This is a genomic window from Ruegeria sp. AG6 (genome assembly GCF_056541565.1).
The window spans coordinates 58,729-72,857 of the sequence record NZ_JBQFYQ010000010.1 but is presented as its reverse complement, the minus strand read 5'-3'; the positions used below and the strand labels follow the sequence as shown (position 1 = coordinate 72,857).

20 protein-coding genes are annotated in these 14,129 nt (G+C 59.5%); 15 read left to right on the top strand and 5 right to left on the bottom strand.

What is annotated here, in order from left to right:
* Positions 1-71: 71 nt before the first annotated feature.
* Both ACR0I0_RS17240 and ACR0I0_RS17235 read right to left on the bottom strand, forming a co-directional pair.
* Complete coding sequence (locus tag ACR0I0_RS17240) at positions 72-986, bottom strand: DMT family transporter (protein ID WP_210093788.1); 915 nt, start codon at positions 984-986, stop codon at positions 72-74.
* Positions 983-1,861, bottom strand: coding sequence for a LysR family transcriptional regulator (locus tag ACR0I0_RS17235; RefSeq protein ID WP_152457042.1), 879 nt, complete (start codon positions 1,859-1,861; stop codon positions 983-985). Before ACR0I0_RS17235 ends, ACR0I0_RS17240 begins: the two co-directional genes overlap by 4 nt.
* 120 nt (positions 1,862-1,981) lie before the next feature.
* On the opposite strand from ACR0I0_RS17235, the gene ACR0I0_RS17230 reads away from it, so the two are divergent.
* Together ACR0I0_RS17230 and ACR0I0_RS17225 are read left to right on the top strand one after the other, a co-directional pair.
* On the top strand, positions 1,982-2,563 hold the full coding sequence (locus ACR0I0_RS17230; RefSeq protein WP_480492348.1) for an FMN-dependent NADH-azoreductase: 582 nt from the start codon (positions 1,982-1,984) through the stop codon (positions 2,561-2,563).
* A 70-nt stretch (positions 2,564-2,633) separates the two neighbouring features.
* Complete coding sequence (locus ACR0I0_RS17225; RefSeq protein ID WP_480492346.1) at positions 2,634-3,371, top strand: aspartate/glutamate racemase family protein; 738 nt, start codon at positions 2,634-2,636, stop codon at positions 3,369-3,371.
* Here ACR0I0_RS17225 and ACR0I0_RS17220 read toward each other — a convergent pair whose 3' ends face one another.
* A complete protein-coding gene (locus ACR0I0_RS17220; RefSeq protein ID WP_480492345.1) occupies positions 3,372-3,902 on the bottom strand; it encodes a prolyl-tRNA synthetase associated domain-containing protein in 531 nt (176 codons plus the stop codon).
* Positions 3,903-4,181: 279 nt separating this feature from the next.
* Here ACR0I0_RS17220 and ACR0I0_RS17215 point away from each other — a divergent pair, with 279 nt between their 5' ends.
* Complete coding sequence (locus ACR0I0_RS17215) at positions 4,182-4,706, top strand: hypothetical protein (protein ID WP_480492344.1); 525 nt, start codon at positions 4,182-4,184, stop codon at positions 4,704-4,706.
* Here ACR0I0_RS17215 and ACR0I0_RS17210 read toward each other — a convergent pair.
* Positions 4,703-5,590, bottom strand: a complete 888-nt coding sequence (locus ACR0I0_RS17210; protein ID WP_480492343.1) for a sulfotransferase domain-containing protein — start codon at positions 5,588-5,590, stop codon at positions 4,703-4,705. The two genes, ACR0I0_RS17215 and ACR0I0_RS17210, sit on opposite strands and share 4 nt — an antisense overlap.
* A gap of 251 nt (positions 5,591-5,841) precedes the next feature.
* Between ACR0I0_RS17210 and ffh the strand changes: the two genes are divergently transcribed.
* The 12 genes from ffh (at position 5,842) to ACR0I0_RS17150 (ending at position 13,235) form a co-directional block, all read left to right on the top strand.
* Positions 5,842-7,338 (top strand): signal recognition particle protein, encoded by a 1,497-nt coding sequence (ffh, locus tag ACR0I0_RS17205; RefSeq protein ID WP_171120316.1) that lies wholly within the window; start codon positions 5,842-5,844, stop codon positions 7,336-7,338.
* 41 nt (positions 7,339-7,379) lie between these two features.
* The gene (locus ACR0I0_RS17200; RefSeq protein WP_480492342.1) at positions 7,380-7,892 is read left to right on the top strand and encodes a GNAT family N-acetyltransferase; all 513 of its coding nucleotides are present in this window, start codon (positions 7,380-7,382) and stop codon (positions 7,890-7,892) included.
* Positions 7,889-8,440: a GNAT family N-acetyltransferase gene (locus ACR0I0_RS17195; protein ID WP_171724828.1), complete on the top strand. Its 552-nt coding sequence runs from the start codon at positions 7,889-7,891 to the stop codon at positions 8,438-8,440. The genes ACR0I0_RS17200 and ACR0I0_RS17195 overlap by 4 nt, the downstream gene beginning before the upstream one ends.
* Positions 8,437-8,976: a GNAT family N-acetyltransferase gene (locus ACR0I0_RS17190; RefSeq protein WP_171724827.1), complete on the top strand. Its 540-nt coding sequence runs from the start codon at positions 8,437-8,439 to the stop codon at positions 8,974-8,976. Before ACR0I0_RS17195 ends, ACR0I0_RS17190 begins: the two co-directional genes overlap by 4 nt.
* On the top strand, positions 8,973-9,269 hold the full coding sequence (locus ACR0I0_RS17185) for a chorismate mutase (RefSeq protein ID WP_170344783.1): 297 nt from the start codon (positions 8,973-8,975) through the stop codon (positions 9,267-9,269). Before ACR0I0_RS17190 ends, ACR0I0_RS17185 begins: the two co-directional genes overlap by 4 nt.
* A 96-nt stretch (positions 9,270-9,365) precedes the next feature.
* The gene (gene rpsP, locus ACR0I0_RS17180; protein ID WP_010437590.1) at positions 9,366-9,755 is read left to right on the top strand and encodes a 30S ribosomal protein S16; all 390 of its coding nucleotides are present in this window, start codon (positions 9,366-9,368) and stop codon (positions 9,753-9,755) included.
* 12 nt (positions 9,756-9,767) lie between these two features.
* Complete coding sequence (gene bluB / locus ACR0I0_RS17175) at positions 9,768-10,403, top strand: 5,6-dimethylbenzimidazole synthase (protein ID WP_480492340.1); 636 nt, start codon at positions 9,768-9,770, stop codon at positions 10,401-10,403.
* Between the two features lie 6 nt (positions 10,404-10,409).
* Positions 10,410-10,559 carry a hypothetical protein gene (locus ACR0I0_RS17170; protein WP_162896811.1) on the top strand — a complete coding sequence of 50 codons (150 nt, stop codon included), beginning with the start codon at positions 10,410-10,412 and terminating at the stop codon, positions 10,557-10,559.
* Complete coding sequence (gene rimM, locus ACR0I0_RS17165; RefSeq protein WP_171120329.1) at positions 10,552-11,055, top strand: ribosome maturation factor RimM; 504 nt, start codon at positions 10,552-10,554, stop codon at positions 11,053-11,055. The genes ACR0I0_RS17170 and rimM overlap by 8 nt, the downstream gene beginning before the upstream one ends.
* Complete coding sequence (locus ACR0I0_RS17160; protein ID WP_480492338.1) at positions 11,055-11,870, top strand: hypothetical protein; 816 nt, start codon at positions 11,055-11,057, stop codon at positions 11,868-11,870. Before rimM ends, ACR0I0_RS17160 begins: the two co-directional genes overlap by 1 nt.
* Positions 11,867-12,676, top strand: coding sequence for a tRNA (guanosine(37)-N1)-methyltransferase TrmD (gene trmD / locus ACR0I0_RS17155; protein WP_480492336.1), 810 nt, complete (start codon positions 11,867-11,869; stop codon positions 12,674-12,676). Before ACR0I0_RS17160 ends, trmD begins: the two co-directional genes overlap by 4 nt.
* 133 nt (positions 12,677-12,809) lie before the next feature.
* Positions 12,810-13,235: a hypothetical protein gene (locus ACR0I0_RS17150; protein ID WP_171229165.1), complete on the top strand. Its 426-nt coding sequence runs from the start codon at positions 12,810-12,812 to the stop codon at positions 13,233-13,235.
* Here the strand turns inward: ACR0I0_RS17150 and ACR0I0_RS17145 are convergent.
* Positions 13,232-14,032: a glycoside hydrolase family 25 protein gene (locus ACR0I0_RS17145; protein WP_480492334.1), complete on the bottom strand. Its 801-nt coding sequence runs from the start codon at positions 14,030-14,032 to the stop codon at positions 13,232-13,234. The genes ACR0I0_RS17150 and ACR0I0_RS17145 overlap by 4 nt on opposite strands.
* Positions 14,033-14,129 lie beyond the last annotated feature (97 nt).

Below are 14,129 nucleotides of genomic sequence, written 5' to 3'. Positions count from 1 at the left end.
GATCTGGCTCAACAAATTCCACCTCTGGAATGCATCTAGGATCTGTCGGGTTTTTCCAGCGAAGACATGGCTTATTCCACGGCGCGGCGAACAGGCACCGAGGGCGGGACTTCCTCTTTCAACAACATCAGCAGGGCGATGATTGTCAGCGCCACACCACCCAGGATCAAACCGGTTGGCACGCCTTTGCCCAGCGCAATCTCCCACAGAATGACCCAGCTGGGAACCAGGTAGGTATAGGCCATGACCTTGGCCGACGGCAGCCGCAAAGAAGAAAACTGCACCAGCACGAAGCTGGCTGCCGTTGCAAATAACGAAATATAGAACAGACCGATCCAGACAATAGCCGGAAGCCCGGCCCAATCGGTTGCCATCAGGTCCGACCAGCCGAAGACGACCAACAACAGACACCCGGCGACCAGCGTACCGAAGGTGAATACCACGGCGGGCTCTCCTCGGTTCAGCTTGCGTATCATGGGCGTATAGATCGCATGGGCGACGCAGCCCCAGAAATAGATGATTTCGCCGCCACCGATTTCAAAGGCGCGGAACATTTGCCAATCGGCCCGGAAAATCACCCAAAGCGCCCCCACGGCGCCAATGGTCAGGGCCAGCGCCATGCGCGGAGTCGTGATCTGGCGCAACAAGACCCAACCGGCCATGGCAGAGACAACTGGTGTCAGGGTGAACACCGCCGCCGCACTGACAGGTGGGGCGGTTCGCAACCCATAGAACATCAGGACGAAATAGGTGGCGAACAAAGCCCCGAGCACCAGATAGCGCCAAGGGGCCTGCGCGGCGCTGCGCGGCAGGCCGGTTGTCGCCAGGGCGGCCAAACCAATCACGGCAGCGGCAATCGCAAAGCGAACCGCATTCAGGGCGGCTGGCGCGATTTCGTTGGCGATCATGGACCCCAGCGAAAAGCTGCCTGCCACAAGGGCTGAAAAGGCAAGCATGGCCAGATGGCCACGCATCTGCGGGCTCATGGCTGCCAGCCTTTGGCTTCTTCTTTCAGAAAGCTCAGAAAGGCCTGTACCTTGGTGGTGCGGTGCAAATCCACGTGGGTCACCAGCCACAAATTGCCGAACCATTCCGGCAGCGGATCAATCACCTCGACCAGATTGTCGTGGCGGGCAGCCTCCCAACGGGCCATGAAGCCGATGCCGGCACCGGCCAGGACGGCCTCGCGCATGCAGAAGTTGTTGGTACAGCGGAAGGTGATGCGATCGGCGGGTACCGTCGCGCGCAGCCAGCGTGTGAACGGCGCGCGGCTGGTCTCATCATCGGAACTGACGAAGTGATGGCGTGCAAAATCTTCGATTCCGGATGGCTTGCCGAACCGTTCGATGTACGAGGCGCTGGCATAAAGACCAACTTCCTCTTGTCGGAAAGGCTGGACGACATTGTCGGGTTGATCAGGGGCCGATCCGGCGCGGATCGCCACATGCGCCTCACCGTATTCCAACCGGAACAGCCGGTCGCCCGTCAGGTATCGCACGATCAGGTCCGGATGCATCTTTTGAAACGCGGTGAGCGTCGGCACCACCAACGGGGCAAGAGACCCCAGGGATGTCACGACCAATTCACCCGAGACATCGTCTCCGCGACCCTTCATCCGGCCGACAAGCTGGTTGAACTGATCTTCGGTCGCCTGTGCCACGCGCAACAGATCGTCGCCTGCTTCGGTCGGCGTATACCCACGGGCATGGCGCTGGAACAGTTTGACACCCAATCGCGCCTCAATCGCATCAATGTGACGGATCACGGTGGCGTGGTGAACACCCAGAACCTCTGCCGCGCCGCTGACCGTCCCCATGCGTGCCACCTGATAGGCGGTTCTCACTTCATCCCAATTGTCCATGGCAATGTCGTCACTGTGCAATTTCCAACAATAACTGTTGATGTATCCGAGTTTTGTTCATCAACGCAACAATCATATTGGGCGCAGGACAAGATTCCCCTGACCAAAAGGACCAAAACAATGACCAAAACGATCCTTCACATCGACTCATCCGCCCGCCGCGTGAACTCGACCACGCGCGATCTGTCTGACCGTGTGGTCAAGCAACTGGGCGCAGACCGTATCATCCGCCGCGATCTGGCCACCCCCCTGCCCCTGCTGACAGAAGACTGGATCGCCGCCAGTTTCACCCCCGCCGAGCAGCGCGACGATCTACAGCGCGACCGGCTGGCCCTGTCGGACGAACTCGTTTCCGAACTGCACGAGGCCGACACCATCGTCATCGGCCTGCCGATCTACAACTTTTCGGTGCCAGCCGCATTCAAGGCCTGGGTCGACCTCGTGGCGCGCGCGGGCCTGACCTTTTCCTACACGGAAAACGGCCCCAAAGGCCTGCTGGAAGGGAAACGTGCGATTCTGGCCATCGCATCGGGCGGTGTTCCCGTCGGATCCGAAGCTGATTTCGCCACCAATTACGCGCGCCACGTTCTGGGTTTCATCGGCATTCATGACATCGACGTCATCGCCGCTGATCAGATGGCCGTGAACCCGGATGCGGCGCTGGAAAATGCCCACAAGGCGGTTGCGGAGCTTGCAGCCTGATCGCCTCTGGCCAACGAGCGTGGAAACGTCCAGTCTGCATGCGAGCAAACAGGCAGACTGGATGGGCCACATGAAGAAAATCGGCATTCTGGGCGGTGTGGGCTGGGCCTCGACCGTCGATTATTACCGGGCGATTGCCGAAGGGGCCGGGCGTTATCACGCGGAACGCGGCCATGGTTCGCCTTTGCCAGTCCCACCGATGACCATCGAATCCGTTACGCAGGCCAGAACGCGCGCCCTGCGCGGTGTCGCCGGTGATGAGGCAAGCTGGGCGGATTTTGACGCGGTGTTCCGCGACGCCCTGCTGACTCTCGAACGCGCCGGGTGCGATTTTGGCATTATCGCGTCCAACACCCCCCATGCGCGGCTTCACGCGATACGGCAGGGTGTCTCGATGCCGATCCTCAACATCTTTGACGCAACCGCCGAGGCGACGGCAGGTACCGGCGCATCACGGGCTCTGGTCCTGGGAACAACCGTGACGATGCAGGCCACCAACTATGCGGATCGACTGGCCGCCGAAGGCATTACCGCGAATGAACGGTTGCCCGAACCCGAGATTTCCCAGATGCAGGCCATGATCGACAGTGATTTCTATGGTGGTGCAACCGACACGGCCCGCGCTCGTCTGCTGGCGTTTTGCGACAAGCACGCCAGCCCCGGAACCGCGATCCTGCTGGCCTGTACCGAGCTTCCACTGGCTTTTCCGAACCACCTGGACGATCCGGCGTTCGAAGCTGACGGGCATCTGTTCGTCAACCCGTCAGCCGCGCATGTTGCCGCCGCATTGAAAGAGGCGCTGATGTAATCAGGGCAACCACGTGACCGCGCAGCCGATGCGCTCGAAAAAGGCCATCATGTCGGCCCGCGTCAGGGCCACGGTGCGGTCGTTGACAAGGGGGTGCATGTAAATCACCTCGGCCTGCTGTGCCGCCGCATCCATGAAGAACCTGACATCATTCTGAACACCGTTGATCATCGCCAGCGGACTGACCGCGCCGGGGCGTATGCCGAGATTCTGAAACAGCCGGTCCGCCGAGCCGAAGGACAGGTTGCCTATGCCCAACTCGGCCCCCAAAGCCTTGAGATCAATCTCGCGACTTTGTTCCAAGGTCACCAGAAAGTTGCGCTTTTTCTTGTCGCGCAGGTACAGGTTCTTGACCCTCAGCGCGTTCTCTCCCGGTGTCATGAACTGGTCTTCGACCGCCTTTGCATCCTCAACCGTACGCAATGGCACATGGGTATGCAGGCGATAGGTCAGCCCCCAATCTTCCATCTGCGCCAGCAATGCGTCCGAACTCAGCGGCAACGTGTCCTGATAGGTGGATGAAGCGTCCATGAAGCCCTCGCTTTTTTGGGATTGCTCATCGCGCAACAAAGCTTGGAATTCAAGCGCGGGACATACAATTGCCAGGGTGACACCCGCCCGAATGAAAATCGCGCGCATCACTGGCGCAGTCAGTGTCTGGCGTGCCGAACCTGGCCTTGACCCCGCCAACCACACTGCCCGAGATCAAGGACGGTGCTGTCCTTGCCCCGCGCGTTTCAGCCTGATTTCACGCAAGACGGTGATGAAACAAACTGGAACAGGGTGTTGGAACGGTGCTAGAGTACCGCCATGAAAGTGACCCGAGACACCCCGAACCAACTGATCATCGCCAATACGCCCTGGTTCATCGGTATCACGCTGGTCATTTTCATTCTGGCCTTTGTCGGCCCCGGTATTTTTCTGATGAGCACGGGCGGCGAAGGCATCTGGTTCGGCCTGATCTTCGCCCTTGGCGGAGGAGGTCTTGGGTTTGGTACGTTTTGCGTTTTCGTAAGACGGGTTCAGATCATTCTGGATCGGAACAAGGACAGTATCCTGATCCGCCGCCAATCGGTTTTTGGTTACGAAGCGGTTGAACACAAACTGTCCAACCTGTCCCACGCAGAAATCGAAAGCACGATATCCCGAAGCAAAAACGGCACCTCGACGCTGTATCGCCCGGTCCTTGTTCTTGAGAAAGGCATGAGCGCGGGCCGCCATCCCATTGTCGAAGCGTTTTCCAGCGGCTCCGGCTCTCGCCGGTTGGCCGAGGCGGTGAATGACTGGCTTCCATCTAAGCCCGGCCAAGACCGTCGCGCAGTCGGGACGAATTAAGAGGTCAGGCCGCGTTCCAGCCACAATCGTTCTTCGGCTGAGACCAGCCGGGACATGCAGGAGTCATATCGCGCCATGTCCTGCTCGGTCAGCTTGCCTTCCCACTTGTTGCTTGTGCCCGAAGAGAAGAACTGCGCAAAGTCGTGAAAACCGCTGGTGAATCCGGGGGTTTGCTCCAGACGTATGGCATTGTTTTTCATCGATCCGAAACTGCCGGCCTCGGCTATGTCCTTGACCAGATCCGGGTTAATTTCGATGTCCATGATCCGTGCAAGGCGCGCGACCTGTCCCGGAAGATCTCGGCTGAGCTCGGCATAGTGCAGAAAATGGATGTTTGGCAGGTCGCGATACATCCAAAAGGAATGGAAGTGATGAATGATCGATCTGAGGGTCAGGTCATCTGTGCCCTTGGACGACGCGGGCCGGTTCAAAAACATGTCGAAAGCTTCCGACAGATCGTCGGGGAACAGGTAATCAAGCCAGTCATGCTTCATATTCTCGACATGGCGGCGCATTGAAAAATGAACGTCAACCGGGTGGCGGTGAACAACCAGATATTGCGCATTTGGCGAGAACAAGATGCCATCAAGCGGGGTATGTGTCTTGATACAGCGCCGATGGCTTTGCGCGCTCAGTTCATCCGCCTGCGCCACCCGATCGCGAAAACTGCAATCAAGCCACGGTGAAACCCTGTTGTCGTACACACTGGGGTCGGCCGTTTCGGTGATGAGCATGCGCACCAGTGTTTGCGTCCAAGTGGTGCCGCATTTGGGCGGTGTGCACACAAAAACGTCGCTGGGCCGGATCTCGAATCCGGACCATATATCGGTGTTGGTCACTTCGCCGACATAGTCGGTCGTCTTTCGCGGCAGACCATTCTTCATCGCCTCCTCCCTCAGCTTCAATCACGCAGAATAGCCCGCAATGTGACACTCACATAGCTTATCTTGACTCACACGGCCCAGAGGCGTAGATGATCGCCAAACATCCGGAAGCCTTTCGATCTTCCGGTCCCTTGAGTCGTTCAGGGATCGCCCCCCACCAGCGAGTTTCGCCCGTGGGGGCGTTTGTGCATTGACCCGTCTGCCCTTATCTAAGGGGCGCCAAATCAGAACCGGCTAAGGAGGCCGCAGGCATGTTTGAAAATCTATCCGAACGCCTCTCTGGCGTCTTCGACCGGTTGACCAAACAGGGCGCCCTGTCCGAGGAAGACGTCAAAACCGCCCTGCGTGAGGTCCGCGTTGCCCTACTTGAGGCCGACGTCTCGCTGCCGGTTGCAAGGGAATTCGTCAAGAAAGTTCAAAGCCAGGCCACCGGTCAGGCAGTCACCAAGTCGATCACCCCCGGTCAGCAGGTCGTCAAGATCGTGCATGACGCTTTGGTTGACACCCTGCGTGGCGAGGAAGACCCCGGCGCGCTGAAGATCGACAACCCGCCCGCACCGATCCTGATGGTCGGCTTGCAGGGTTCGGGTAAAACGACGACCACCGGCAAGCTGGCGAAACGTCTGAAAGAGAAAGAGGGCAAAAAGGTCCTGATGGCCTCGCTGGACGTCTACCGCCCGGCGGCGATGGATCAGCTGGCGGTTCTGGGCACCCAGATCGGAGTGGACACCCTGCCGATCGTTCCCGGCCAGAAACCTGTCGATATTGCCAAGCGCGCCAAACAGCAGGCGACGCTGGGTGGCTACGACGTGTACATGCTCGACACAGCGGGTCGTCTGCACATCGACGAAGTCCTGATGGATGAGGTCGAACAGGTCCGCAACGCCGTTGACCCGCGCGAGACGCTGCTGGTGGTTGACGGCCTGACCGGGCAGGTCGCCGTCGAGGTCGCTGAAGAGTTCGACGCCAAGGTCGGCATCTCGGGCGTGGTTCTGACGCGGATGGACGGCGACGGGCGCGGTGGTGCGGCGCTGTCGATGCGCGCAGTCACCGGCAAGCCGATCCGCTTTGTCGGTCTGGGCGAGAAGATGGACGCGCTCGAAACCTTCGAGCCGGACCGGATCGCCGGTCGGATTCTGGGCATGGGTGACATCGTTGCCCTGGTCGAAAAGGCCCAGGAAACGATGGAGATGGAACAGACCGAGCGCATGATGAAGCGCATGGTCAAGGGTCAGTTCAACATGAACGACCTGAAAATGCAGCTGGAACAGATGATCCAGATGGGCGGCATGCAGGGCATGATGGGCATGATGCCGGGCATGGGCAAGATGGCCAAGCAGATGGATCAGGCCGGTCTGGACGACAGGATACTGCGCCAGCAAATCGCCATGATCCAGTCGATGACCAAGCGCGAACGCGCCAACCCGCAGATCCTTCAGGCCAGCCGCAAGAAACGCATCGCGGCGGGGTCCGGGATGGAGGTCAGCGACCTCAACAAGCTGCTCAAGATGCACCGGCAGATGTCGGACATGATGAAGAAGATGGGCAAGATGGGCAAAGGCAAGATGCTGAAACAGGCCATGAAAGGCATGTTCGGCAAAGGCGGCCCCAGCCCCGAGGAGATGGCCGCAGGCATGGACCCCAAGGCGCTGGAACAGGCGGCCAAGGCCATGGGTGGCAAAATGCCCGGTCTGGGCGGCGGCATGGGTCTGCCTCCGGGCCTGAGCGGGTTCGGAAAGAAAAAGTGACCCCCGCACGCTGTACCCAGCCCCCGTCCGGAAAGGCGGCGATGGCAGCAGCGCAATATCGCGCAGCCCTGCCGGTCATTCAGACCCGGCGGCTGGAACTGCGCGTGCCCACACTGGACGACCTGCCGGTGTGGACGTCGATCTGCAAAGGCAGCTTTGGTGACACCGCGCAAGCCGCGTGGACCGAGTTTTCCTATTATACCGCGGGCTGGCTTCTGCATGGTCACGGCCTGTTCACGGTCACGCTCAAAGGAAATGATCAGGCCATTGGCTTCGTCGTTCTGGGTTTGGAATGGGACGATCACGAACCGGAACTTGGCTATATGTTCGGCGCTGAACACCGGATGCAGGGCTATGCCACCGAAGCTTGCGCCGCCGTGCGTGATTTCGGATTTGACCTGCTGGGATCGGGGCAGTTCGTAAGCTATGTTTCGCAATCCAACGCCCGTTCGAACGCGCTTGCCCAACGACTGGGCGCAGCGCGTGATGCCGATGCAGAAAGCGCCTTTGGGCCAACCCAGCATGTCTGGCGCTACCGCGAGGTGCAGGCATGACATTCGCGTTGCCGATCCCGACGCTGGAAACCGAACGCCTGATCCTGCGCGCGCCGTCCGAGGCCGATGTCGATGCGGACACTGCCTTCTTTGCAAGCGATGCGGCCAAGTTCGTCGGCGGCCCTCTGCGGAAGGATGAGGTTTGGCGGGTGGTCGCCTCGCTGCTGGGGCACTGGGCTTTGCGCGGCTATGGGTATTGGAGCGTCGATGAAAAAGACACCGGCACCTATGTCGGGCGGATCGGGCTTTGGTTTCCCGAAGGCTGGCCGGAACCCGAAGTTGGCTGGACCCTGTTGAACCACGCCACCGGCAAGGGCTATGCGACCGAGGCCGCGCTGACCGCACGCGCCTACGCCTATGATGTATTGGGCTGGGAAACCGCGATCTCACTGATCGACCTGGACAATCACGCCAGCAAGGCCGTGGCCAAGCGTCTGGGCGCGCAGTTCGAGTATCACTATGACCACCCCAAGTACGGAAAATCCGAAATCTGGCGGCACCCGGCGCCCTCGGATCTGGTGAATGGCGGAATGGAGGCATACGCATGACCTCTTTCACCATTCCCACCATTGAAACCGAACGCCTGATCCTGCGCGCGCCGCATCTGGATGACCTGCCCGCAATGACCGCATTCTTCGCGACCGAGCGCAGCCATATGGTGGGCGGCCCGAAGGATTCGTTCGAATGCTGGAACTCTCTGTCGAACCGGCTGGGTCATTGGGCGTTGCGGGGTTATGGCCTGTGGCACCTGACCGAAAAGGCCGGCGGCACATTCGTCGGCTGGGCCGGAATGATCTACGTACCGGGCTGGGCCGAACCGGAACTGGGTTGGACCCTGATGGAAGAAGCCGAAGGCAAGGGGCTGGCCTTTGAAGCTGCATCGGCTGCGCGTGATCATGCCGCCCGGCATCAGGGCCTGAACGGTGTGATCTCTTACATCGCCCATGCAAATGATCGTTCGCGCGCTTTGGCTGAACGGCTTGGTGCAACGCTGGAGCTTGAGAATGCCGAACTTCTGGGCAAGCACGCTCAGATCTGGCGCCATCCGCAGATTGACTTGACCACCGAAAGGACCGGCCAATGACCAACCCCGTGACACAGGCTGCCACGCTGTTGAAAGAGCATCGCGAAAGCATCGACAGGCTGGATGCGATCCTCGTCTACACGCTTGGCGAGCGGTTCAAGCACACGCAGGCCGTTGGCAAGCTCAAGGCCGAACACGACCTTCCCCCGTCCGATCCCTCGCGCGAAGCTGCGCAGATCGCACGGTTAGAAGACCTGGCGAATGAGGCCGATCTGGACCCCGATTTCGCCAAGGCTTTCCTGAATTTCATCATTCAGGAAGTCATCCGACACCACCGGAAGCATCAAGAGTGAACCTCCGGTTCAACAAGCACCAGAACTAACCGGCACCCACGCCGGCTCAAACAAAGACACGCCTCTGGCGTGATGCCATTCAAAGGAGATACCACCATGGCAATGAAAATTCGTCTCGCCCGCGGCGGCTCGAAAAAACGTCCTTTCTATCGCATCGTTGCGGCTGACAGCCGTATGCCGCGCGATGGCCGTTTCATCGAGAAACTGGGCACCTACAACCCGCTGCTGCCGAAAGACAGTGAAGAGCGCGTGAAAATGAACATGGAGCGCATCCAGTACTGGCTGGATCAGGGCGCACAGCCCACCGACCGTATCGCACGCATGCTGGAAGCGGCCGGTGCCCGTGACAAGGCCGAGCGCAACAACCCCAACAAGGGAACTCCGGGCAAGAAAGCCCAGGAGCGCGCCGAAGAGAAAGCCGCCAAGGCCGCTGAAGCAGCCGAAGCCGCTGCTGCTCCGGCGGAAGAAGCCGCAGCAGAAGAATAAGCAGGCGCACGCGTGCGGGATCATTCCTTTACAGACGATTTTCGCACGCGGTTCGACCTGTTGTTGCGGCTCCGGCGGGATGTGCGCCGGTTCCGCACCGATACGATTGACGAGGCAGTGCTGGCGCGCTGCCTCGACGCATTTCGACTGGCCCCTTCGGTGGGGCTCAGCGAACCCTGGCGCGTGATCCGCGTCGAAAGCGAAGCGGCAAGGGCCGCAGCGCTGAAGAATTTTCGCACCGCCAATGACCACGCTTTGGCGGGCTACTCGGGGGACAAGGCGCAGCTATACAGCAGTCTGAAGCTTTCCGGGATGCAGGAAGCGCCTGTGCAACTGGCCGTCTTCTGCGACGACAGCACCGAAAAAGGGCTGGGACTTGGCGCCGGCACGATGCCCGAGATGCGGCGCTACTCTGTCGTGTCGGCGATCACTTTGTTCTGGCTTGCACTTCGGGTCGAAGGGCTGGGGCTGGGCTGGGTTTCCATTCTGGATCCCGACCAGATGAAGCGCGATCTGAATGCTCCTGAAACCTGGCGCCTGATCGGCTATTTCTGTGTCGGCCGGCCGGAACAGATGTCGGATACACCTGAACTGGAACAGGTCGGCTGGGAAACCCGGGCGCAGGGCCTGACGATCGAAACAAGGTAGGGCCTCATGTTCGGATTGATACGACTTCCCATTCTGCTGTTGATCGCCTTTATTGTGGGCGTGTTCTTCGAGCGCAACAACCAGCGTGAAGCCTGCAACGGGCTTGGCGAATGGAGAAACGGGATATGTTTGACGACTGGGGCAGCCAATGAGTGATCTGATCTGCGTCGGCAGCATTGCGGGGGCTTACGGTGTGCGAGGCGAGGTGAGGCTGAAAAGCTTTTGCGCCGTTCCCGAAGATATCGAGACCTATTCGCCGCTGACCGATGAAGCGGGCAAAGAGCGTTATCCGGTGGTACTGACGCGCGCCATCAAGAACGGATTCGCGGCCCGCCTTGGTGGCGTTGAAACCAAGGAACAGGCGGATGCCCTGAATGGGTTGCGCCTTTATGCAAGGCGCGATCAGCTGCCGTCGCTGCCCGATGATGAATTCTACCACAACGATCTGATCGGGCTGGATGTCTATGACACCGGAGGCACCTTGCTGGGCAAGGTCAAATCGGTGCAGAACCACGGCGCCGCGGACTTGTTGGAATTGCACGGGCCGGGCCTGAAAACCACGGTTTTGCTGCCTTTCACGATGCAAGTTGTACCCACGGTGGATCTGGAACAAGGCCGTATCGTGGCCGACCCGCCCGAAGGCCTGATCTGATGCGTCGGGTCCTGCTGCATCTGGGCCTGCACAAGACAGGCATGACCGCAGCACAGTCCTTCCTCCATGAAAACCGGAAACTGATCTGGCCGCGCTTCGCGTTGGTACTGCCCTACAAAACGCGCAACAGCGGCTTGAGCGAGAACGCCACGCGTCACTCGCTTTACCGGCTGGATTCCACATTGGCGGGTTTTGGAAGCCACCTGCACGCGTTTCTGGACGATCTGGATTTCGGCGCACGCCGGGGGTTGATCCTGAGCGAAGAGAATTTCGCAGGCTTGCGCCCCAGCAGAAACAAGCGAGAAGGATACGGTGCTGCACCGGAACTGGCGGAAACTCTGGTCAGCGTCGTGCGGCGTCGGTTTCTGGGTCATGAAACCGACATCACGATCTACATATCCTTGCGCGCCCGCGATCAATGGCTGCGGAGCCTGTGGGCACACGACTTGCAGAAATCACGCATGGTGCAGGATTTGGACGCCTTTTCCTCCGAACTTGCCCATTTGCCATCCCTTAAGGAAACTGCTGATGCGGTCCGGAATCGGCTGCCATCCGTTACGGTCAGAACAGAGTGGATGGAAGCGTTGCAGAACCACCGCCTTGGTGCAGGTGCGCCGTTGGCCGAATTTTTGAACCTGCCACCCGAGCTTTCGTCACAGCTTGTCGGGCCTGCACATGGCACGCCAACATTTTCAGACGATGTGCTACAGGAAATCCTGGCGCTGAACCGATCCTCGCTGGACGACGCCGCCATGATCACCCAGAAGAAAGCTCTGATTCAATCCGCACAGAACGAACTGGCCCGCCAGACATGACAGAGAAACCCAGCAGATCCCACGGCCGCAAGGCGATCCGTCCTTCCCTGAAACCACGCGAGCTGATGACGCCGAGCCCTGATCTGCACGGGGTCTGGAAAGCCAAGATCATCACTTTGTTCCCGTCCGCCTTTCCCGGTGTTCTGGGTGAAAGCCTGACAGGCAAGGCCTTGCAGGAGGGGCTTTGGCAACTGGAAACAGTGGATCTGCGACAGTTCGGAATAGGCAAACATCGCAATGTTGATGACACCCCGGCCGGGGGTGGCGCGGGCATGGTTCTGCGGGCCGATGTTCTGGGTGACGCGATCGAACATGCGATGGCAGGCATTCAAGGAAACTGGCCGCTGATCTACCTCAGCCCGCGCGGGCGTCGCATGGACCAGCGCATGATGCAGAATCTTGCCCGTTGTGACGGCATGACCCTTCTGTGCGGTCGTTTTGAAGGCGTGGACGAGCGCGTTTTGGAACATTACGGCGTTCAAGAGGTATCGTTGGGTGATTTCGTCATGACCGGCGGCGAAATCGCGGCACAAGCCCTGATCGATGCCACGGTACGGCTGATTCCCGGAGTGCTTGGAAATCAGGCTTCGACAGAAGAGGAAAGTTTTGCCTCGGGTTTGCTGGAACACCCCCAGTATACCCGCCCCGCAAATTGGAAAGGGCGCCCGATCCCCGAGGTTCTGATGTCGGGCCATCATGGCCGGATCGCGGAATGGCGGCATAAAATGGCAGAAGACATCACGCGCGAACGGCGTCCTGATATCTGGGCGGAATATGTCAAAGCCACATCGGAAACCCAGGACTAGACCCGCTCGTTGTGGCCGGGATGCCTCAGTTTCGATGTTTGTCAGAATGCCATTTGAAGTTGAACACACCTAAACTTATTCACTTCCATGCCCCATTGGTTTTTGGGTAAAAAGAAGTGAAATAGAATGCATTATGAAAAAGCTATTGCTTGGCACGTTACTGGTTGCCTCCGCCTGTACCACCAAACCGCTTGGGATGTCCGTTCCGACGCAAGCCGGTCACAATCTGCACTCTGCGAAGGTTGCCGTTGATTCCTGCTCTCAGGAAGCTGACGAGGGCGGCAACAGCGCCGTAATTGGCGGTTATGCAACCAATATCCTGCTTTGGGGCATCATCATCGGACCTGCGGTCACCGCGCCATTTCAGGACGAGCTGCGTCAACAGGGCGAAATCGATCAGGTTGATCGCTGCCTGCGCGCACGCGGTTTCGAGCGGCGCGAACTGACCGCGGGTGAATCGTTCTGGGTGCGCAACGCCTTTGGTGATGAACGCGAACGGCGGCTGGACCACCTGGTCGGGGGCGGCACTATCGAAACCTACGGAACAGCCAAGAACTAGCGGCGCGCTTTCCAGCTGGCCCAAGTTTCTGGGGTGCCGTTGAACGTGTTGATGTCCACCCTGCCCTGAACCCCCGGCACCAGCCCGGTGCCGGTGTATTGCCAAAACCGCCAGACCGTTCTGGGGTAGACCTGACGCGGATGGCCTGCGACGGATCGCAACCAGAACTCGGTTTTGGGCAAACGCCCGATATCCGTATCCGCAAAGAAATCCACTGTCGTATAGACGATGGGACGCCGGCCATAATGCCGTTCGAGAATGTCCAGAAAGCGCTGCGCTTCGGCGCGGACGGTTCTGCCATCGGGCCGCAACGTGCAGGTCTTGGAATGCGGCGTCCACTCCATGTCAAGAACATGCGGCAGATCTGCCCCTTTCGGGACGTTCTGAATGAACCAACGCGCCTGTTCCTGGGCCGATCGGCAGAAATAATAGTAATGATAAGCCCCCCACGGCACGCCCGCTGCCTGAGCACCGCGCCTGTGGTCGTCGAACAATGGATCCGCCACATCGCCGCCTTCGGTTGCTTTCAGAAATGCAAAGCTTACGCCCGAAGCTTTGGCTGTGGGCCAGTCTATCGGTCCCTGCCAGCGCGAGACGTCAAGCCCGTGGATCGGATACAAGCCGGGGTGACGGCCTTCCCACTCATGCGGATCGGCGTCCCCAAAATCAGGATAGATTACGGACGGTGCCGTCCTGTCCACGCCCGGCGTGGGCTCCACGACCTGCGGTTTCGGGCCGCCGCGTCCGCACGACATAAGCAAAGCGGCTGCAATCGTCAGCATAAGTGCAATTCGCATCATGGGGTCCTGTCTGAAATTTCTGCTCTTTCAATTTCCTTCAGAATGCCTGATCTGACCGCTGTGGCAACGGTGGGATTTTCGAAAGGCGGATTCC